The sequence below is a fragment of the Aeromonas sp. 2HA2 genome (assembly GCF_029237345.1).
GTDB classification, from domain to species: Bacteria; Pseudomonadota; Gammaproteobacteria; order Enterobacterales; family Aeromonadaceae; genus Aeromonas; species Aeromonas salmonicida.
Genome location: NZ_JAACGB010000002.1, coordinates 32521 through 53398 on the forward strand (window position 1 = coordinate 32521; position 20878 = coordinate 53398).

The following is a 20878-nucleotide window of genomic DNA, read 5'->3' on the forward strand; positions in this document are numbered from 1 at the left end:
ATGTTTTCCAAACTGATGGGCTGGATTGACTATCGCTTTCCGCTCACTGCCATGTACAACGACCATATGGCCAAGTACCCGGCACCAAAGAACCTGAATTTCTGGTACTTCTTTGGCTCGCTGGCCATGTTGGTACTGGTCAATCAGATCATCACCGGCATCTGGCTGACCATGAACTACAACCCCTCCGCTGAGGGTGCCTTTGCTTCAGTCGAATACATAATGAGGGATGTGGACTACGGCTGGCTGCTGCGCTACATGCACTCCACCGGGGCCTCAGCGTTCTTTGTCGTTGTGTATCTGCACATGTTCCGCGGCATGATCTATGGCTCTTATCAGAAGCCGCGTGAGTTGCTGTGGATCTTCGGCATGCTGATCTTCCTGGTGCTGATGGCGGAAGCCTTCATGGGATATCTGCTGCCCTGGGGCCAGATGTCATTCTGGGGGGCTCAGGTCATCATCTCGCTGTTTGGTGCCATTCCGGTGATCGGAGAGGATCTGACCCTGTGGATCCGTGGTGACTACGTCATCTCGGGGGCGACCCTGAACCGCTTCTTCGCACTGCATGTCATAGCGTTGCCGCTGGTGCTGGTGATGCTGGTGGCCATGCATATACTGGCGCTGCACGAAGTGGGCTCCAACAACCCTGACGGCATCGACATCAAGAAGCACAAGGATGCTAACGGCTGGCCGCTGGATGCGGTGGCTTTCCACCCTTACTTCACCGTCAAGGACATGATCGGCGTGGCCGGTTTCCTGTTCTTCTTCTGCGCCATCATCTTCTTCAAGCCGGATATGTGGGGCTACTTCCTCGAGAAGCCGAACTTTGAAGTGGCCAATGGTCTGAAGACGCCGGCGCATATCGCTCCTGTGTGGTACTTCACTCCTTTCTACGCCATCCTGCGGGCTGTGCCGGACAAGTTGCTCGGCGTCATCATGATGGGTCTCTCCATCGTAGTGCTGTTCCTGCTGCCTTGGCTGGATCGTTGCAAGGTGCGCTCCGTTCGCTATCGCAGTACGCTGCACAAGCTGAATATTGCCCAGTTCGTGGTCTGCTTCGTCATTCTCGGTATCCTCGGCGTCTTGCCATCGACCCCGACCTTGACCCTGGTTGCCCAGTTCTGCTCGCTGGGGTATTTCGGGTTCTTTGTCCTGCTGTTCTTCTACAGCAAGAATGAGCGTACCAAGCCGCTGCCGGAGAGGGTGACATTCAAATGAAAAGAATAATATTTGCAGTGCTGGCCTTGCTGCCCAGCCTGGCGCTTGCTGCTGGCGGTACTTTCCCACTGGACCAGGCCGACTATGACTTGAGTGACAAGACGTCTCTGCAGCGTGGTGCCACGACCTTCATGAACTACTGTGCCGGTTGTCACTCTACCCAGTACCAGCGCTACAACCGCGTTGCGCAAGACCTGGGGATTCCTGATGAGCTGATGAGGGAAAATCTTATCTTCACGGGAGCCCAAATCGGTGATCTGATGAAAATCTCAATGTCGGAGAAGGATGCTGCCAAGTGGTTTGGTGCTCCACCTCCCGACCTGACGCTGGTAGCGAGGGTGCGCGGGGCTGACTGGGTTTATACCTATTTGCGCTCTTTCTATGTGGATGAGACTCGTCCGTTTGGCGTGAACAACGCTGTTTTCCCGTCCGTGGGCATGCCTCACGTGCTGGAGCCGCTGCAAGGCACGCCCCGTGCCGAGTTTGCGACTCACACTGTGGATGGGGTGGACGTACAGCAGGTTGTCAGTGTCAAATCTGACGGCAACGGTGAAATGAATAACGAAGAGTATGATCAGACGGTACTGGATCTGGTAAACTTCTTGGTCTACTCGGCTGAACCGGTACAACAGGAGCGCGAACGCATGGGCTTCTGGGTACTTGGATTCATCGTAATCTTCTTCATCTTCACTGTGCTGTTGAAGAAGGAATTCTGGCGCGACGTTCACTAAGCGACCAGATCCGGGTAATATAATGCACGGCAATGAAGACCAAGATGCTTCATTGCCGTTTCTGCTTTTTAATGACGGGAGGGTTCAATGGCTGTAGCTGCCAATAAGCGTTCGGTAATGACGCTGTTTTCCGGTGCCAACGATATGTTCAGCCATCAGGTGCGTATTGTCCTGGCGGAGAAGGGTGTTAGCGTAGATATTTGCCAGGTTGACCCAAGCAACTTGCCGGATGAGCTGGCCGAGCTGAACCCGTACAACACTGTACCGACTCTGGTCGATCGTGAGCTGGCACTGTACACCTCACGCATCATCATGGAGTATCTGGACGAGCGCTTCCCGCACCCGCCCCTGATGCCGGTTTACCCGGTTGCCCGTGGTAACAGCCGTCTGATGATGCATCGCATCGAGCTGGACTGGTACTCCCTGGCCGACAAGATCATGGCAGGTACCGATGTCGATGCGGCGCGTGCCGAATTGCGTGACAACCTGCTGGCCATCGCGCCGATCTTCGGTGAAATGCCGTATTTCATGAGCGAAGAGTTCGGTCTGGTCGATTGCTACATGGCACCGCTGTTGTGGCGTCTGCCCAGTCTGGGGATCGATTTCGCCGGTCGTGGTGCCAAAGAGCTGAAAGCCTATATGGTTCGTCTGTTCGAGCGTGAGTCCTTCCAGGCTTCATTGACTGAAGCCGAACGTGAGATCCGCGCTGGCGTATGAGCATGGAACCAACAATGACACCCAGTCGCCCGTATCTGTTACGGGCGTTCTTTGACTGGTTGCTGGATAACGAGCTGACACCGCATCTGGTGGTCAACGTCAATATCCCCCATGTGATGGTGCCGATGCAGTTTGTTCAGGATGGACAGATAGTGCTGAACATAGCGCCGCGGGCGGTAGGACAGTTCCACATGGACAATGAAGCGGTCAGCTTCAGTGCCCGTTTTGGCGGTGTCTCCCAGCAGGTTTATATCCCTATGGCTGCCATATTGGCAATTCATGCCAGGGAGAACGGAGTGGGCACCCTGTTCCCGCCCGAGCCAGGTTACGACCTCTGGCTGGAGCAGGCTGAAGCACCGGTGGAGCCTGAGCCGGAACCACCGCGTCCGACCGGTCGGCCGACGCTGAAAGTCATCAAATAAAAAAACGCAGCCAACTGGCTGCGTTTTTTTATATCAGTTTGCTACCTGCGTGCTCAGTTCTGGGCGAACTCGAACGCTTTGATCACGCGCTTCACGCCACTGACGTGACGAGCTATCTCAACGGCGTGGTCCCCTTCCTTGCGAGTCACCAGGCCAATCAGGAACACCTCGCCGTTCTCGGTGACCACCTTGACCTTGGCGCTGTCGAAGTTCTTGGCCCCCAGCATGTCTGCACGGACCTTGGAGGTGATCCAGGAGTCATTGCTGCGTACCCCTATGCTGACTGGCTGGCCGAGTCGCAGCTCATTGTAGACGTGCCGTACGCCATCGATGCGGGCAACTATTTTGCCAGCCTCGAGCTTGTAAGCGTCAGAAGGTGTCTGACCCACCAACAGTACGCGGCCGTTGTTGCTGTAGACGCTGATCTTGCTGGCTGCACTCAACGGTTTGTTGTCGGCCAACAGATTGGCAGCTTTCAGTTCGATGGCCTGATCATCCCACTGGGCACCCAGAGTGCGGCGATCGCCGGAAGCCTTGGCAGTGCCTGCAGCACCGCCTACCACCACGGCTGCGCAGCCTTGCAGCAGCAGGGTGCCAGCCAGCAGGCCAAGCAGGAGAGTTTGCTTCTTCATGGTTTCAATCTTCCTGTTGCGGGAAAAGTGTCTGGTCGATGAGATCACACAGGCAGTGTAGGGTCAACAGGTTAACCTCCAGAATACGGGGGCGTCGGGCGGATGGTACCCGGATCTCCACATCGTTGGGACCGAGCAGTCCGGCGATTTCCCCACCGTCTCCCCCGCCGAGCACCACTATGGTCATATCCCGTGAAAGCGCGGCTTCTGCAGCCTTGATCAGGCTGCGGCTGTTGCCTGTGGTGGTGATGACCACCAGGATGTCGCCGGCTTGCCCCAGGGCTCTGATCTGTTTGGCATAGACCTCTTCGAAGCCATGATCGGTGGCGATGGCGCTGATGGTGGCCATGTCTGGGGTCAGTGCCATGCCGGGCAGGGAAGGGCGCTCGGTCTCGTAACAGTTGACCAGCTCGGAGATGAACAGCTGGGCCAGTGCCGCAGAGGGACCATTACCGCATGCCATCACCTTGTGGCCATTGAGCAGACAGATGGTCAGCATCTGGGCCGCAGTATGGATAGCGTCCGGCAGCGCCTCGGCGGCGGCAATTTTGGTCTGGATGCTTTCGGTGTAGTTTTCTTTGATGCGGTCAGTCATAGGGTCCTCTTAAAATGCGTTCTGGATCCAGTTTGGCTGGTCATCCTCAAACGCGATCACATCGAATCGGCAGGCCTGACTGGCCTCGTTGATGGCATGTTGCGTTAAATAGTGGCGCGCTGCCAGCACGATCTTGTGCTGTTTGCGCCGGGTGACAGAGCTGGCTGCCCCGCCATGGCTGGCATGAGCGCGGTATCTGACCTCAACAAACACCAGGGTATTCCCCTGGCGCATGATGAGATCGATTTCGCCGCCGCGGCAGCGGTAGTTGCGAGTCACGGGTTGCAGGCCGCGAGCCTGCAACCAGCGTTCCGCTACTTGCTCAAAGTGTTGTCCCTTGCTCGTCGGTGACGGAAACAGGTTCTGCCACTGCTGGCTCATCCGTGCCAATAGATCCTTCATTGAGGGCTCCCTCAAGCTGAGGTGCTGCACTGTCGCTGACTAGTGCACCATTCTGGTAGGTGGCCCAATCCAGTACCCGCACAATGTTGCCATTTGCATCCACGCTCAGCTGTCCGCTCATGCCTGGTTGCTGCATGGCATTGACCTTGCGCATCTGCTGCAGGTTTTCTGCCAGGCTGACGGCATCGTAGCCCAGTGCGAACAGGCGCATCAGGTCACCCTGGGTCTGCGGCCAGAGCAGTGCGATCTGCTCCCGTTGCTGCTCGTAGCCACCCAGCAGCAGCGGCATGTCTGAGATGTGCATACCATTGAGCTCGGAGGCGACCTCTGTGGTGGCGCTGTCGTAGCTGCGTGAGCTGCTGTAGATGGGCAGGCTGCCCATGGGATTGACCGAGATGTCCACGTAGGGCTTGATCATCCGGGTCTCCAGGCTATTGGCGACCACGTAGACCACATCTATGCTGCGTGGCGCGGCTGCGGATAGTTGTACCACCTCCCCGGCCCGTGCGGTCGAGCGACCACTCAGAGCATTCTTGACCATGCCCTGCACTTCGTTACGAGCACCAAAGGTGGCCACGACCGGCTTGTCCTGACTCACTGTGGCCCATGCCTGCTCGAATGCCTTGATACTGCTGTAGCCAATCCGGCCCTGGGCAGCGATCAGCAGCGGTTTTCGATAACCCTGACCGTAGAGATATTGCGCTGCCTGGGCTGCATCGGCAGCGGCAGAGAGCGAGAAGTAGAAGGTGCTGTCGTTGACGATAGGTTTGTCCAACTCGTTCAGCGCCAGCACGGGCACGGTCGGATTGGCCTTGAGCAGCTCCTCGACTCTGTCCTTGAGCAGCGGGCCAATGATCATGTTGGCCCCTTCCTGAATGGCTTGCTTGTAGAGTTCGCCCATCGCCTTGGTCTGGGTGTCGTAGAAGTTCAGGGTAAATTGGCTCTGATTCTCCTTGTAAGACATCAACATACCGTTGCGAATGGCTGCACCCTGCGGCTCGAGATTGCCCGAGAGCGGCAGGAACACGGCGATCTGCTGCAGCGCATTGATGTGGCTGGTGGCGAGATCCCCCAGACCGGCCGGCATGTCTTTCTGGGCCGGGTGGTCAGGGAAAGCCTGTTTCCATCCTGCCAGCTGACGGGCCAGCTGACTGGGCTGGGCACCAAACTCGTTAACCAGTGCCGCCAGTCGCAGCCAACCTGTGGTCACGTCAGGGGCTGGTGCCTCTTCCAGTGCCTGCAAGGTGGAAGGCGTCATGCTTTTCAGCAGAGACCAGATTTGCTGATGGTTGGTCGCCAGCTCATTCTGGGCCAGATAGGGCTCCATCAAGATCAGCGACTTGGCTGCACCAAACTTGTTGTTGATATCCAGCTGCAGCACTACCCGCTGGCGATACCAATTTTTCTGCGTATCGGCATCCAGCGGCACGTCGGGTTTGCCCTCCAGCAGGATCAGCGCCTGGTTGGCGTTGCCCTGGGCGAGCAACAGATGTGCCTGCAACAGTTGCAGCTGCGCTTTCTGCTCCGCGCTCTGGGCCTGCTTCTGTAGTTGCTGGTATAGCGCCGATGCCGGCTTGGCCTGGCCGAGTGCCAAGTAGCTGCGTGCCGCCATCACCTGCCAGGTAAAGGCTTCGGCAGGTTTGACAGGATCCACCTGCTCCAGATACCACTGGGCATTTTTGGTCAGATCCGAGAAGGCCGACGGCATACCTGGCTGCCCGGAAGGTTGATTGGGCCCCGACGCACAGGCGGCGAGCAGTGCTGCCGCGAGTATGATGCCGAAGAGTCGTGATACACTTAGCTGCTTTGTAACCCGGTTCAAGTTCATTCCCCGACCAGTGTTGAAGTTCCCCATAGTGTAAACGGGCCAATATGGCGACACAATTGTCGGGACACTCGGAGATCCCATGAGTGACATCCCAACCCTGTATATAGTCCCCACTCCGATCGGTAATCTGGCGGACATTACCCAGCGTGCATTGGACATTTTACGCAGTGTCGATCTGGTGGCTGCCGAGGATACGCGTCATACCGGTATCCTGCTGAGCCACTACCAAATCTCGGTACCCACCTTCGCGCTGCACGATCATAACGAGCAGCAGAAAGCCGATGTGCTGATCGGCCGGATCAAGGAAGGCAAGACCGTCGCCCTGGTCTCCGATGCGGGGACTCCGCTCATCAGTGACCCAGGCTACCACTTGGTCACCCGCTGTCGAGAAGCAGGCGTCAAGGTGGTACCACTGCCTGGTCCTTGTGCCGCCATCACGGCCCTGAGCGCCGCCGGTTTGCCGACCGACCGCTTCGCCTTCGAAGGATTTTTGCCCGCCAAAAGCAAAGGGCGTGATGACAGATTGCAGGCCGTGATCGAAGACACCCGCTCACTGGTATTTTATGAATCCCCACGTCGGGTGCAGGATACGGTAGAAGCGATTGCTCGCATTCTGGGCGAGCGTCAGGTGGTGGTGTGTCGCGAATTGACCAAGACCTTTGAATCCATCCATGGTTTGCCCGCTTCCGAGATGCTGACCTGGCTTGGTCAGGATGATAACCGCTGCCGTGGCGAGATAGTGTTGGTGGTCGCGGGAGCCAGCAAAACGGAAGAAGAGCTGCCTGCCGAGGCGATCCGTACCCTGGGGTTGCTGGTGACCGAGTTGCCACTGAAAAAAGCGGCTGCGCTCACCGCAGAAATCCATGGTGTGAAGAAGAATGCACTCTACAAGTACGGATTAGAGCACTATTAATTGCTGTAAACGGGAATTGCCGGTTTACCCCACAGTGTCACGAGGCTATAATCCGCGCCTCGGAGTCGGCTGGGCAATCGCTGCTTCGTCGTTGTGTCCCTCGGGACAGACGGGCGGAGGGGAGGAAAGTCCGGGCTTCATAGGGCAGGGTGCCAGGTAACGCCTGGGGGGCGTGAGCCTACGACCAGTGCAACAGAGAGCAGACCGCCGATGGCCCGCAAGGGATCAGGTAAGGGTGAAAGGGTGCGGTAAGAGCGCACCGCGCGACTGGCAACAGTTCGTGGCACGGTAAACTCCACCCGAAGCAAGACCAAATAGGCCCCTATTGGCGCGGCCCGCGTTGGGGGCGGGTAGGTTGCTTGAGCCAGCGAGCGATTGCTGGCCTAGAGGAATGATTGCTACCCGGGGCAACCCGGTACAGAACCCGGCTTACAGGCCGACTCCGACCTCATTCCGAAGAGCCCCACGATTTATCGTGGGGCTCTTTTTTATTTTTGGAGAAATATTGCCCTGTTTGAGCCGTGATATTTGTTGGTAAATGATTTTTCACCAAAATTATCCTTTATAAATCATATGGTTATGATTGATCTGTGTGCTGCATGAGTGTTGTTTTTCGTTGGGCCAACGAGAGATGACACTGGAGTGTCTTATTCGTTCAACTTGTTTATTTTTTAATTGATTTCAATTAATCGTATCGCTGTTAACACAAATAACCTGTGGAAAATCAACTCATTTAATCCTTAGTGACCAAACGCTGCGTCAATATGTTCCCCATGCCCGATATCCTCGCTTGAAAAGCCCTCAGCACGTCCTTAAACTTCAAGGTGGGGAAAAGTGGATCAAAGTGGTTTTTATCGGGCGATTTGCCCCCTTAACTCATTTTCAGGGACTGCAATTTGTTGCGTGGTGCACATGCCATCAGCCTGGACAGTAAAGGGCGACTGGCGATTCCGACCAAGTACCGTGATTGGCTGCGCGACGAAAGCGACGGCCAGCTGGTCTGCACCATAGATATTGCCCATCCTTGTCTGCTGCTTTACCCCCTGAACGAATGGGAAGAGATCGAGCGCAAGCTCAAGATGCTTTCCAGCATGAATCCCGTAGAACGCCGCTTGCAGCGGTTGTTGCTCGGCCATGCGACCGAATGCGAGCTGGACGGCAATGGCCGTCTGCTGCTCAGCCAGCCACTGCGCAGCCACGCAGGGCTGGACAAGAAGATCATGCTGGTGGGCCAGCTCAACAAGTTTGAGCTGTGGGATGAAGCCCGCTGGCAACAACAGGTCAATGATGACATTCAGGGCCTGCCTGAGGATGACTGGGCAAGCTCGCCACGACTACAGGATTTTTCTTTATAAATGACCCAAGCCGCTGAACACATCACAGTGCTGTTGCACGAAGCCGTTGAAGGGCTGGCCATCAAGCCGGACGGTATCTACGTGGACGGTACTTTTGGCCGGGGTGGTCACTCTCGTCTCATTCTCCAGCACCTTGGCCCCAATGGCCGGCTGATCGCCATCGATCGGGATCCCCAGGCCATTGCCGAGGCGGCCAAGATCCAGGATCCCCGTTTTGAAATCGTGCATGGTCCCTTCTCCGGTATCGTCTCCTATCTGGATGAGCGCGGTTTGCTGGGTAAAGTGGATGGCTTCCTGCTGGATCTCGGTGTCTCTTCACCCCAGCTGGATGATGCCGAACGTGGTTTCAGTTTCATGAAGGACGGCCCGCTAGATATGCGTATGGATCCCACCTCCGGCCAGAGTGCCGCGCAGTGGCTGGCCCGTGCCGATGTGGATGATATCGCCTGGGTCTTGAAGACCTTCGGTGAGGAGCGCTTTGCCAAGAAGATAGCCCGCGCCATCGTCCACGATCGGGTCACCGAGCCCTACGTACGCACCCGCCAGCTGGCTGAAATGATTGCCCGGGTCAATCCGAGCAAGGAGAAGGGCAAGCACGCCGCCACACGCAGCTTCCAGGCGATCCGTATCTATATCAACAGCGAACTGGACGAGATAGAGACAGCACTGGATGGTGCCCTGCAGGCGTTGGCACCAGAAGGGCGCCTCTCCGTCATCAGCTTCCACTCGCTGGAAGACCGGCTGGTGAAACACTTCATCCGCAAGCACGAGAAAGGCCCCGAAGTACCGCGCGGTATCCCCTTGACCGAAGCTCAACTGGCCGGTGGTCGCAAATTGAAGTCGGTTGGCAAGGCGCTCAAGCCTTCCGAGCATGAAGTCACCGAAAACAGCCGATCCCGCAGCTCTGTGCTGCGGGTCGCCCAGCGTCTGGCGGAGTAAGCCATGAGCGAGGTGCGTGTTCATCTGGCCAAAGAGATCCTCGCTGATCTCTGGCGGCACAAGTTGCCGGTTGTACTGGCCTTTGCCGTGCTGATCACCGCCTTTGGCGTGATCCTGGTGACCAACATGACTCGCGGTCTGACAGCCAAGCAGAACGATCTGATGGCCGAGGAGGATCGACTCAACATCGAATGGCGCCACCTGCTGCTGGAACAGGGCACCCTGGCTGAGCATTCCCGGGTGGCGAGTCTGGCCATGGACAAGTTGCAGATGGCTCGCCCGCTGGTGACCACCGAGAAGGTAATTACACAACCATGAAACGCAAGGCATCTGCCAAGACTCCACCCAAAGCCAAAGCGCCGTCACTCTATCCGTGGCGCTTTCGCACGCTGGTGTTCTTTATCGGCATTGCGTTTGCCGGCCTGATCCTGCGGCTGGCCTGGATTCAGGTAATTGACCCGGATCGACTGCGCCAGGAAGGGGATATGCGTTCCCTGCGAACCACCTCCACCCAGGCTGTGCGTGGCATGATCACGGATCGCAACGGCGAACAGTTGGCGGTGTCAGTACCGGTAGAAGCGGTCTGGGCCGACCCCAAAACCGTGCACGAATCTGGCGCCATCCATAATGAACGCGCCTGGCTGGCGCTCTCTGCCGTGCTCAAGCTCGACATCAATACCCTCAAGCACCGCATCTCCAACCCGAGCAAGCGCTTCGTATATCTGCAGCGGCAGGTGACACCGGCGGTGGCGGAATACATCAAGGGCCTCAAGCTGGGCGGTATTTATCTGCGTCCCGAGGCGCGTCGCTTCTATCCGACCGGCGAGATCAGCGCCCATCTGGTGGGGGTAACCAACATAGATGGCAGTGGCATCGAGGGGATCGAACGCAGCTACAACGAGTGGTTGACGGCGACGCCGGGCGAGATGCGGGTGCGCAAAGACCGCCAGGGCAGAGTCATAGAGCGACTCGGGCTGGTCAAAGAGGGCAAGAACGCCAACGATCTGCAGCTGAGCATCGACCAACGGGTACAGGCGCTAGCCTATCGTGCCCTCAAGCGTGCCACCGACGAGAACAAGGCGACGTCCGGCTCCATGGTGATGCTGGATATCAAGACCGGCGAGGTGCTCGCCATGGTCAACACCCCCTCCTACAACCCGAACAACCGTGGCCAGTACCAGAGTTTTCGGGTGCGCAACCGTGTAGTGACAGATACCTATGAGCCGGGTTCGACCATCAAGCCCCTGATCCTGTTGAGCGCCCTGCAGGCGGGGGTCACCAGCTGGAAGGACATTATTCCGGGTGGGCCCCTGTTTATCGGGGCCAAGCAGATCCGCGACGTGAGTATCCACAAAGCGACCAACCTGTATGACATATTGCGCTACTCCTCCAACATCGGCATGTCGCGCATCGCGCTGCGGATGCCAGCGCAGGAGATGATCAATACCCTCAGCATGGTTGGCTTCGGCATGGATACGGGCAGTGGTCTGATGGGCGAGAGCGGCGGCATGCTGCCCCAGCGCCGCCGCTGGTCCGATATCGAGCGGGCAACACTCTCGTTTGGCTATGGTCTGCGGGTCACCCCGCTGCAACTGGCGTCTGCCTATGCCACTCTGGCCAACAAGGGCAAGCGGGTGCCGCTTTCCATCGTCAAGGTAACCACGCCGCCCAAGGGTGAGCAGGTCATCGACCACAACAATGCCACCGCCATGCTGCAGGCGCTGGAGTATGTGGTCAGCAATGCCATCCCGAAAGCACAAATCCCTGGCTATCGGGTTGGCGGCAAGAGTGGTACCGCCAAAGTCGCCGTCGCCGGCGGTTACGGCAAGGACTACATGGCCTGGTTTGCCGGTTTCGCCCCGGCCAGCAATCCCCGTTTCGTCATGGTGGTGGTGATCAACGAGCCAAAGGGCAGCGCTTACTATGGCGGTGCCGTGGCGACGCCACCGTTTGCCGAAGCCATGGGTGGGGTGCTGCAACTTTTCAATATTCGTCCCGATGCAATACCGCCTTCGGTACCCCCCAAACTTGCCCGTACGGAGGCCACCCATGCTGCGCCACGTACTTGATCTGCTGCATTTCTTGTTTGTTTCTGTTGTTTTCGGGGCCTTTTCCATGTCGCTTTACCGTTTGAGCACCCGCCTTCTCGCCCGTACGGAGGCTTCCCATGTTGCACCGCGCACTTGATTCACTGCTGCGCCCCTTCGGCATCAGTGCTCCGGCGCTCAGCCTCACCGATATCCAGCTGGACAGTCGGCGGGTCGGGCCAGGCTGTCTCTTTATCGCTATCCGCGGGCATCAGATGGATGGCAGACGGTTTATCGAACAGGCGGTGGCTCAGGGAGCGACCGCCATCGTGTTTGAGGAGGACGGGGAATTTGTCGCGCCGCCTCTGACCATTCCCTGCATCGGGATCCGTGATCTGCCAGCCAGGCTCTCCGAGCTGGCTGGCTATTTTTACGGGCAACCAGCCAACAAGCTGGATCTGGTGGGCATCACTGGTACCAACGGCAAGAGCACCACTGCGCTGCTGGTTGCCAACTGGCGTACCCTGCTGAGTGGCAAGGCCGGGGTGATGGGCACCATAGGCAATGGCCTGTTCGGTGAGCTGGTTGAAGCAGAAAACACCACCGGCAGTGCGGTGCAGGTGCAGGCCAATCTTGCAGACCTGCAACAGCAGGGGGCGGATCTGGTAGCGATGGAGGTGTCCAGCCATGGTCTGGTACAGCATCGTGTTGCGGCGCTGCCGTTTGCTGCCGCCGTTTTCACCAACCTGAGCCGGGATCATCTGGACTACCACGGCACCATGGAAGCCTATGGCGCCGCCAAGGAAGAGCTGCTCAAACTGGTCGATGAACCCTGCGCCGTCATCAATGCCGATGACCGGCTGGGGCGCCAGTGGCTGGCGGCCTATCCCGCTGCGGTGGCATTCAGCGTAAACGGCCCGATTGCAGACCATCCGGGTCGACAGCTGACGGCGCAGGATCCCCACTTCCACCAACAAGGTTTTCGCACACAGATTAACTCCAGTTGGGGGAATGGTGTATTATCCGCCCCCTTGCTCGGACGCTTCAACGTCAGCAATGTGCTGGCCGCCATGGGCGCCATGCTGGTGCTCGGTTATGACTTCAACGCGCTGCTGGCAACCGCGCCTCAATTGCAACCGGTGACCGGTCGCATGGAGTGCTTCGGTGGCGGCAATGCACCGCTCGCCGTGGTCGATTATGCCCATACCCCGGACGCGCTGGAGAAGGCGTTGCAGGCCCTGCGGGTACACTGCGAAGGTCAGCTCTGGTGTCTGGTAGGGTGCGGTGGCGACCGGGATCGCGGCAAGCGCCCCATGATGGCCGCCATGGCAGAGCAGCATGCGGATCGCGTGATCCTCACCGACGACAACCCCCGTACCGAGGAGCCGGCCCAGATCATGGCGGACATGGTGGCGGGCCTTCGCGATCCTGCTGCCGTGCAGATCGAGCACGACAGGGTCAAGGCGATTGCACTGGCCCTCGGTCAGGCGAGCAAACAGGACATCATCCTGGTGGCCGGTAAGGGCCACGAGGATTATCAGATCATTGGAACCGACAAGCGGCACTACAGCGACCGGGAAACCGTCGCCGCCGCCTTGCACACATTATTGGAGTCATTCACATGATGACCCTCAGGCTTGCCGACCTGGCGCAGGTGATTGATGCCCGTCTGATTGGTGAAGACGGCGAGATCACGACTGTCAGTACCGACACCCGCACCTTGGGGAAGGGCGCCCTGTTTGTTGCGCTGCGCGGTGAGCGTTTCGATGCCCACGATTTTTGCGAGCAGGCCGTTGCCGCAGGGGCTTCTGCCCTGCTGGTGGAGCGCGAGCTGCCATTGGCCATTCCACAGCTTGTCGTGACCGACAGTCTCAAGGGGCTGGGGCATATCGGCAAGCTGGTGCGCGAGCGCATCAACCCGAAAGTGCTGGCCATTACCGGTAGCTGTGGCAAGACAACGGTGAAAGAGATGGCGACCGCCATCCTGCGGCACGAAGGGGAAGTGCTGGCCACCGCCGGCAACTTCAACAATGAAGTGGGCGTGCCGCTGACCCTGTTGCGGCTCGAACCGCAGCACCGGTTTGCGGTGATGGAGCTGGGTGCCAACCACCCGGGCGAGATCGCCTGGACCACGTCGCTGGCCCGACCCGATGCCGCCCTCATCAATAACGTGGCGGCGGCTCATCTGGAGGGCTTCGGCTCCCTTGAGGGTGTCTTCCACGCGAAAAGCGAGATTTTTGAAGGTCTGAGCGAGCAGGGAACCGCCATCGTCAACGCCGATAGCGCCTTCTGGCCCAAGTGGCAGGCAGCCGGGATCCACTGTGCCTTCTCCATCGAGGATCAGAATCAGCCTTTCCATGCCCGTGGCATAGCGCTCAACGGGCAGGGCTGCGCCGAATTTGTGATGGTGACGCCGAACGGGGAATTGAGCCTGACTCTGGCCATTCCAGGTCGCCACAACGTGACCAATGCCCTGGCTGCTGCCGCAGGCTGTCTGGCGCTCGGAGCTTCGCTTGCCTCCGTCAAGGCGGGGCTGGAGCAGATGGCGCCGGTCAAGGGACGCTTTTGCGTACAGCGCTGGGGTGGGCTCACTCTGGTGGATGACACCTATAACGCCAGCGTGGAGTCCGTGCTGGCGGGCATCGATGCCCTGACTGCCATGGGTGGCTACAAGGTGCTGGTATTCGGTGACATGAAGGAGTTGGGTGAGGAGTCTGCCGAGCAACACGCCCGGGTCGGACGCCATGCCAGTGAGTGCGGTCTGGACGCCGTGCTGACAGTAGGGGAACAGAGTCGCCACACCGCAGATGCCGCGGCTGGCCGACATTTCGATAACAAGGCGTCGTTGTTTGAAGTGCTTGCGCAAATGATAAATACACATCAAGAAATTTCGATTCTGGTCAAAGGTGCCCGCGGCTCCCGCATGGAAGATATCGTCAAGATGGTCGTTGACCGTCAGGAGTCAGCCACATGCTAGTCTGGCTGGCGGAACTGCTCACCCCGCACTTCACCTTCTTCAACGTCTTCTCCTACCTGACGTTTCGCGCCATTTTGTCGATCATCACGGGTCTGGTGGTGGCGCTCTGGATGGGGCCTCACCTCATCCGTCGCCTGCAGATCCTGAAATTCGGTCAGGTGATCCGCAACGACGGCCCCGAATCCCATCTGAGCAAACGGGGCACCCCGACCATGGGGGGGCTGATGATCATCGCGGCCATCTTCATCTCTGTGCTGCTCTGGAGCCGTCTCGACAACCCCTATGTCTGGCTGGTGCTGTTCGTGCTCGGTGCATACGGCGCCATCGGCTTTGCCGATGACTACCTCAAGGTGGTGCGCAAGAATACCGACGGCCTGATCGCCCGCTGGAAGTACTTCTGGCAATCCGCCGTTGCGCTGCTGGTGGCTGTGTTCCTCTATACCACGGCCACCCACGACGGCCAGACCCAGCTGGTGGTACCCTTCCTCAAGGATGTGATGCCGCAGCTGGGGCTGATGTTCATAGTGCTGACCTACTTCGTCATCGTCGGCACCTCCAACGCGGTTAACCTGACCGACGGTCTGGATGGGCTGGCCATCATGCCGACCGTGATGGTGGCAGGGGGCTTTGCCTTGATCGCCTGGGCGACCGGCAACGTCAACTTCGCCAACTACCTGCATATTCCCTACGTGCCCTATACCTCCGAGCTGGTGATCGTCTGCACCGCCATCGTCGGGGCGGGCCTGGGCTTTCTCTGGTTCAATACCTATCCGGCCCAGGTCTTCATGGGGGACGTCGGTTCCCTGGCCCTCGGCGGCGCGCTTGGCACCATAGCCGTGCTGGTGCGCCAGGAGTTTCTGCTGGTGATCATGGGGGGGGTCTTCGTGATGGAGACCGTCTCCGTGATCCTGCAGGTGGGATCCTACAAGCTGCGCGGCGTGCGCATCTTCCGCATGGCGCCAATTCATCACCATTATGAGAAGAAAGGCTGGCCGGAGCCGCGCGTTATCGTGCGTTTCTGGATCATCACTCTCATGCTGGTGCTGCTTGGCCTCGCCACCCTGAAGGTGAGGTAAACCATGGTCATCATCATAGGACTCGGTAAAACCGGACTCTCCTGCGTCGACTACTTCCTCGGCCGTGGCGTCACGCCTCTGGTGATGGATACCCGCGCCAATCCACCTGGCAAGGATCAACTGCCCGCCGAGGTAGAAATGATCCATGGGCTGGATGGCGATCTGCTCAAGCAGGCGCACATGATAGTGGCGAGCCCAGGCATTGCCCTGGCCACTCCCGAACTGAAAGCTGCGGCCGAGTTCGGGGTGAGTATCGTTGGCGATATCGAGCTGTTCGTGCGCGAGACCCAGGTGCCGGTGATCGCCATCACGGGTTCCAACGGCAAGAGCACAGTCACCACCCTGGTCGGCGAGATGATTGCCGAGGCCGGCCTCAAGGTTGGCGTTGGTGGCAACATAGGTACGCCAGCGCTGGAGCTGCTCAAGCAGCCGATGGATCTCTGCGTGCTGGAGCTTTCTAGCTTCCAGCTGGAAACCACCCACAGCCTGCGTGCCGCCGCCTCCGTGGTGCTGAACCTGTCTGAAGACCATATGGATCGTTATCAGGGCATGGCCGATTACCGCGCCGCCAAGATGGAGATCCACCAGCATTCCAAACACATTCTGGTCAACCGGGACGATGCCCAGACCCAGCCCGACGTGGGTCAGGTATGGCAGAGCTTCGGTCTCGACTGCAACGGCTATGGCCGCTGCCTGCTGGATGGCCGCCACTGGTTGACCCTGCACGGTGAGCCGCTGCTCCCCGTGGACGAAATGAAGATCGTCGGTGCCCACAATCAGGCGAATGCCCTGGCCGCCATGGCCCTGTGCGATGCGGTAGGCATTCCCCGCGAGCCGCAACTCGCCGTGCTGCGCCGTTTTGAAGGCCTGCCCCACCGAGCCCGCTTCGTGCGGGAGGTGAACGGAGTGCGCTGGATCAACGATTCCAAGGCCACCAATGTGGGCGCCACTCTGGCTGCCGTGGCCGGTGTGCGGGAAGCGGTCAAGGGACGCCTGTTACTGCTGGCCGGTGGTCAGGGCAAGGGACAGGATTTTGGTCCGCTGCAGGCACTGCTTGGCCACCAGATCGATCACATGTATTGCTTCGGTCAGGATGCCGACATACTGCTCGCTCTCGGTGAGCAGACCGAGCGGGTATCCGACCTCGATGCCGCCGTGGCCAAGGCCGCAGCCGATGCCAGACCGGGTGACTGGGTGTTGCTGGCGCCGGCCTGCGCCAGTCTGGATCAATTCAAGTCGTTCGAAGCCCGTGGTGATCACTTCACCAAAATGGTGCTGGCACTATGAGCGCCCTTCGCTCCGTCGCAGGATTGCTGCAACGCTGGTTGTTACCGGCGCGCCCTGCGGGTCTCTACGATCGGCAGCTGGTGGTGCTGGCGCTGGCATTGATGGCGGTGGGGCTGGTGATAGTGGCCTCGGCCTCGATCCCGGAGGGGATCGCCATCAACAACGATCCCTTCATGTTCGTGAAGCGTCACGGCCTGTTTCTGGTGATGGCCCTTGGCATCTCCTGGTTTGTGCTGCAAGTGCCCATGGCACGCTGGCAGCATTACAACGGCCCCATGCTGGTACTCGCCATCCTGATGCTGGTGCTGGTGTTGCTGGTGGGGCGCAGCGTCAACGGTTCTATCCGCTGGCTGCCCCTTGGCCCCTTCAACCTGCAACCGGCGGAGTTTGGCAAGCTGGCGCTGTTTGTCTATCTGGCGGGCTACCTGGTGCGCCGCCAGAGCGAGGTGCGCGAGCGCTTCATCGGCTTCATGAAGCCGATGGCCGTGCTGTTCGTGGTCGCTATTCTGCTGCTGGCCCAGCCTGATCTGGGTTCTGTGGTCGTGATGTTTGTCACCTCTCTGGGCATGTTGTTCCTCGCAGGGGCGCGCCTGGGCCAGTTCATCGGCCTTATCCTGGTGGGGGTGAGCGCCGTGGTGACTCTGGTTATCGCCGAGCCGTACCGGATGCGGCGGGTGACCTCCTTCCTTGACCCCTGGGCCGATCCGTTCGGCAGCGGTTACCAGCTGACCCAGTCGTTGATGGCGTTTGGTCGTGGCAGCTGGTTTGGTGAGGGGCTTGGCAACTCCATCCAGAAGATGGAATACCTGCCGGAGGCCCACACCGACTTCGTGTTTGCGATCCTGGGTGAAGAGCTGGGTTATGCCGGCGTGCTGGGCGCGCTGTTTCTCATTTTTGCGCTCTCGTTCAAGGCGCTCAAGCTGGGTCACCAGGCGCTGGTTGCCGAGCGCTTGTATGAAGGCTATCTGGCCATTGGCATCGGCATCTGGTTCAGCTTCCAGACCTTCGTCAACGTCGGCGCCGCCAGCGGCATGATGCCCACCAAGGGGCTGACCCTGCCGCTGGTCAGTTATGGCGGTTCCAGTCTCATCATCATGATGGTGGCGGTGAGCATGCTGGTTCGTATCGATTTTGAGTTGCGTCAGGCCAGTGCCCAGGCGCGCGTGCGGGAGGTTTCGTGAGCAAGACACTGCTGGTGATGGCAGGCGGTACTGGGGGCCATGTGTTCCCTGGCCTGGCCGTGGCCGATCGCCTCAAGGCCCAGGGCTGGACCATCCACTGGCTCGGCACCGCCGACCGTATGGAGGCCGAGCTGGTACCCGCCCACGGTTATCCCATCTCCTTCATCGACATTCAGGGAGTGCGTGGCAACGGCATCAAGCGTCTGCTGGCTGCACCCTATCGCATCGTCAAGTCGGTGCTGCAGGCTCGCCGCGTGCTCAAGACCATACGGCCCGACGTTGTGCTCGGCATGGGCGGCTTTGCCTCAGGCCCTGGCGGCGTGGCGGCCTGGCTGTCTGGCATTCCCCTGCTGCTGCACGAGCAGAATGCGGCGGCCGGCCTCACCAACAAACTGTTGGCACGCCTCGCCAAGCGGGTGCTGATGGCCTTCCCGGGGGCATTTGCACCGAGTCGTCGCACTGCTGTGGTGGGCAACCCGGTTCGACCCGAAGTGGTCGCCTTGCCGGATCCGCAGCGAAGCAGCAGCACAGAGCCGCTGCATCTGCTGATCGTCGGTGGCAGCCTGGGAGCCCGGGTGCTCAACGAACAGGTGCCAGCGGCGGTTGCGGCTGCCGGCGTGCCGATTGAAGTGCGTCATCAGTGTGGCAAGGGCAATGGCGAGTCTGTCTCCGCTGCCTATGCCCAGCACGGCATCAATGCCGAGGTGAGCGAGTTTATCAAGGACATGGCCGATGCCTATGCCTGGGCCGATCTGGTGGTGTGTCGCGCGGGGGCCCTGACCGTCTCCGAAGTGGCCGCTGCCGGCGTCGCCGCCATTTTTGTGCCACTGCCCCATGCGGTGGATGATCACCAGACCCGCAACGCCCTGACCCTGGTCGATGGTGGCGCTGCTGAATTCCTGCCCCAATCCGAGCTGACAACGACCTCGCTGGCCGCGCGTCTCTCCTGGCTTGCCGGGCGCAGGGAAACCCTATTGAACATGGCCCAGGCCGCCCGTCGTGTTGCCATTACCGATGCCGCCGAGCGGGTTGCCGATGAATGCAAGCGACTTGCAGCCGGGCAGAATGAGAGAGAACTATGACCAAGGTTGAACTGGCAAAACTGCGTACCATGATCCCTGAAATGCGTCGGGTGCGTCGCATCCACTTTATCGGCATAGGTGGCGCCGGTATGGGCGGGATCGCCGAGGTGCTTGCCAACGAAGGGTATCAGGTGACCGGTTCTGATCTGGCCCGAAATGCGGTGACTGAGCGACTGGCGTCGCTGGGTGCCCATATCTTCGTGGGGCACAGTGCCGACCACGTGAGCGAGGCGAGCGTGGTGGTGGTTTCTACCGCCATCAAGCAGGATAACCCCGAGTTGCTGGCTGCCCGCGAGTTGCGCATACCCGTGGTGCGCCGCGCCGAGATGCTGGCCGAGCTGATGCGTTTTCGTCATGGTATCGCCATAGCGGGGACGCATGGCAAGACCACCACCACCAGTCTGGTGGCGAGCATCTATGCCGAAGCGGACAGGGATCCGACCTTCGTCATCGGCGGTCTGCTCAACAGCGCCGGTACCAATGCGCGTCTGGGCAGCAGCCGTTATCTGATTGCAGAAGCGGACGAGAGCGATGCCTCCTTCCTGCATCTGCAGCCCATGGTTTCCATCGTGACCAACATCGAAGCGGATCACATGGAAACCTACGGTGGCGACTTTTCCAAGCTGAAGGCCACCTTCATCGACTTTTTGCACAACCTGCCGTTTTACGGTCTGGCCGTGGTGTGTGTGGATGACCCCGTGATCCGTGGCATGTTGCCCGAGATCGCTCGCCCGACCATCACCTACGGTCTGAGCGACGACGCCGATGTGCAGGTACTGGACTTCGTGCAGACCAGCAATCGCAGCTGTTTCCGGGTGCGTCGCAAGGATGCAGGCGAGCTGGCAGTGACCTTGAACCTGCCTGGCATCCACAATGCGCTCAATGCTGCCGCAGCGATTGCTGTCGCTACCGAAGACGGGATCGGCGATGATGCCATCATATGTGCGCTGGCCAAGTTTGAAGGGGTAGGACGCCGCTTCCAGCAATATGGTGAATTCGAGACAGGTCGTGGCAAGGCCATGCTGGTGGATGACTACGGTCACCACCCGAGCGAAGTCAAGGTGACCATCAATGCCGCACGCGCCGGTTGGCCGGACAAGCGCCTGGTCATGGTGTTCCAGCCACACCGCTACACCCGTACCCGCGATCTCTATGAAGACTTCTCGGACGTGCTCTCCAAGGTGGATGTGCTGGTGATGCTGGAAGTCTATGCCGCCGGCGAAGAGCCAATCCCCGGGGCAGATGGTCGAGCCTTGTGCCGCTCCATCCGTTCCCGTGGCAGCCTGGAACCCATCTTTGCCGCTACTCCGGACGATGTCCCTGCGATACTGGCGGACCTGATTGGCGAGGGGGATCTGGTGCTGACCCAGGGGGCCGGGAACGTAGGTGCCTTGTCCCGTCGTCTTGGTGAGATGAAATTGAGCATCGACAGCATGAAATCCGGCGCCTGAGGGCCCAATGAGTATTTTGACCGCCAAGCCGGCGCCTATATAATG

Annotated in this window: 20 protein-coding genes and 1 other RNA gene; 17 read left to right on the forward strand and 4 right to left on the reverse strand. The window is 59.4% G+C overall.

Annotated features, from left to right (window positions below):
* From GWQ29_RS03500 to GWQ29_RS03515, 4 genes are all read left to right on the forward strand, one after another.
* Positions 1-1218: a cytochrome bc complex cytochrome b subunit gene (locus tag GWQ29_RS03500; protein WP_005314360.1), complete on the forward strand. Its 1218-nt coding sequence runs from the start codon at positions 1-3 to the stop codon at positions 1216-1218.
* Positions 1215-1949: a cytochrome c1 gene (locus tag GWQ29_RS03505; protein WP_265462647.1), complete on the forward strand. Its 735-nt coding sequence runs from the start codon at positions 1215-1217 to the stop codon at positions 1947-1949. Before GWQ29_RS03500 ends, GWQ29_RS03505 begins: the two co-directional genes overlap by 4 nt.
* Before the next feature lie 87 nt (positions 1950-2036).
* Positions 2037-2666 (forward strand): stringent starvation protein SspA, encoded by a 630-nt coding sequence (gene sspA, locus GWQ29_RS03510; protein ID WP_005314352.1) that lies wholly within the window; start codon positions 2037-2039, stop codon positions 2664-2666.
* Positions 2663-3088, forward strand: coding sequence for a ClpXP protease specificity-enhancing factor (locus tag GWQ29_RS03515; RefSeq protein WP_017412546.1), 426 nt, complete (start codon positions 2663-2665; stop codon positions 3086-3088). Before sspA ends, GWQ29_RS03515 begins: the two co-directional genes overlap by 4 nt.
* Before the next feature lie 53 nt (positions 3089-3141).
* Here the strand turns inward: GWQ29_RS03515 and dolP are convergent, their stop codons facing one another.
* Genes dolP through GWQ29_RS03535 form a run of 4 tightly spaced genes read right to left on the reverse strand, consistent with a single transcriptional unit; the run spans position 3142 to position 6425 of the window.
* Entirely contained in the window at positions 3142-3720 is a 579-nt protein-coding gene (gene dolP, locus GWQ29_RS03520) for a division/outer membrane stress-associated lipid-binding lipoprotein (protein ID WP_265462648.1), read from the reverse strand.
* Positions 3721-3724: 4 nt separating this feature from the next.
* On the reverse strand, positions 3725-4315 hold the full coding sequence (locus GWQ29_RS03525) for an SIS domain-containing protein (protein WP_005314325.1): 591 nt from the start codon (positions 4313-4315) through the stop codon (positions 3725-3727).
* A 9-nt stretch (positions 4316-4324) separates the two neighbouring features.
* Positions 4325-4717 carry a YraN family protein gene (locus GWQ29_RS03530; protein ID WP_096119763.1) on the reverse strand — a complete coding sequence of 131 codons (393 nt, stop codon included), beginning with the start codon at positions 4715-4717 and terminating at the stop codon, positions 4325-4327.
* The gene (locus GWQ29_RS03535; RefSeq protein ID WP_275918765.1) at positions 4638-6425 is read right to left on the reverse strand and encodes a penicillin-binding protein activator; all 1788 of its coding nucleotides are present in this window, start codon (positions 6423-6425) and stop codon (positions 4638-4640) included. The genes GWQ29_RS03530 and GWQ29_RS03535 overlap by 80 nt, the downstream gene beginning before the upstream one ends.
* 199 nt (positions 6426-6624) lie before the next feature.
* Between GWQ29_RS03535 and rsmI the strand changes: the two genes are divergently transcribed.
* The 13 genes from rsmI (at position 6625) to murC (ending at position 20833) form a co-directional block, all read left to right on the forward strand.
* Positions 6625-7458, forward strand: coding sequence for a 16S rRNA (cytidine(1402)-2'-O)-methyltransferase (gene rsmI, locus GWQ29_RS03540; RefSeq protein ID WP_005314319.1), 834 nt, complete (start codon positions 6625-6627; stop codon positions 7456-7458).
* Between the two features lie 61 nt (positions 7459-7519).
* Positions 7520-7906: RNase P RNA component class A (gene rnpB / locus GWQ29_RS03545), an RNA gene on the forward strand.
* 448 nt (positions 7907-8354) lie between these two features.
* Positions 8355-8813, forward strand: a complete 459-nt coding sequence (gene mraZ / locus GWQ29_RS03550) for a division/cell wall cluster transcriptional repressor MraZ (RefSeq protein WP_021140324.1) — start codon at positions 8355-8357, stop codon at positions 8811-8813.
* A complete protein-coding gene (rsmH, locus tag GWQ29_RS03555; protein WP_021140325.1) occupies positions 8814-9752 on the forward strand; it encodes a 16S rRNA (cytosine(1402)-N(4))-methyltransferase RsmH in 939 nt (312 codons plus the stop codon).
* Between the two features lie 3 nt (positions 9753-9755).
* Positions 9756-10070 carry a cell division protein FtsL gene (ftsL, locus tag GWQ29_RS03560; protein WP_005314205.1) on the forward strand — a complete coding sequence of 105 codons (315 nt, stop codon included), beginning with the start codon at positions 9756-9758 and terminating at the stop codon, positions 10068-10070.
* Complete coding sequence (locus GWQ29_RS03565; protein ID WP_219597965.1) at positions 10067-11821, forward strand: penicillin-binding transpeptidase domain-containing protein; 1755 nt, start codon at positions 10067-10069, stop codon at positions 11819-11821. Before ftsL ends, GWQ29_RS03565 begins: the two co-directional genes overlap by 4 nt.
* Positions 11822-11919: 98 nt before the next feature.
* Complete coding sequence (gene murE / locus GWQ29_RS03570) at positions 11920-13404, forward strand: UDP-N-acetylmuramoyl-L-alanyl-D-glutamate--2,6-diaminopimelate ligase (protein ID WP_275918766.1); 1485 nt, start codon at positions 11920-11922, stop codon at positions 13402-13404.
* Positions 13401-14756 carry a UDP-N-acetylmuramoyl-tripeptide--D-alanyl-D-alanine ligase gene (murF, locus tag GWQ29_RS03575; protein WP_275918767.1) on the forward strand — a complete coding sequence of 452 codons (1356 nt, stop codon included), beginning with the start codon at positions 13401-13403 and terminating at the stop codon, positions 14754-14756. The genes murE and murF overlap by 4 nt, the downstream gene beginning before the upstream one ends.
* The gene (gene mraY, locus GWQ29_RS03580) at positions 14750-15832 is read left to right on the forward strand and encodes a phospho-N-acetylmuramoyl-pentapeptide-transferase (protein ID WP_005314196.1); all 1083 of its coding nucleotides are present in this window, start codon (positions 14750-14752) and stop codon (positions 15830-15832) included. The genes murF and mraY overlap by 7 nt, the downstream gene beginning before the upstream one ends.
* A gap of 3 nt (positions 15833-15835) precedes the next feature.
* Entirely contained in the window at positions 15836-17119 is a 1284-nt protein-coding gene (gene murD, locus GWQ29_RS03585) for a UDP-N-acetylmuramoyl-L-alanine--D-glutamate ligase (RefSeq protein ID WP_275918768.1), read from the forward strand.
* Positions 17116-18300: a cell division protein FtsW gene (gene ftsW / locus GWQ29_RS03590; RefSeq protein WP_005314192.1), complete on the forward strand. Its 1185-nt coding sequence runs from the start codon at positions 17116-17118 to the stop codon at positions 18298-18300. The genes murD and ftsW overlap by 4 nt, the downstream gene beginning before the upstream one ends.
* Positions 18297-19382 carry an undecaprenyldiphospho-muramoylpentapeptide beta-N-acetylglucosaminyltransferase gene (gene murG / locus GWQ29_RS03595; RefSeq protein ID WP_275918769.1) on the forward strand — a complete coding sequence of 362 codons (1086 nt, stop codon included), beginning with the start codon at positions 18297-18299 and terminating at the stop codon, positions 19380-19382. The genes ftsW and murG overlap by 4 nt, the downstream gene beginning before the upstream one ends.
* Positions 19379-20833 (forward strand): UDP-N-acetylmuramate--L-alanine ligase, encoded by a 1455-nt coding sequence (gene murC, locus GWQ29_RS03600; protein WP_219614712.1) that lies wholly within the window; start codon positions 19379-19381, stop codon positions 20831-20833. Before murG ends, murC begins: the two co-directional genes overlap by 4 nt.
* The last annotated feature ends 45 nt before the right edge of the window (positions 20834-20878 follow it).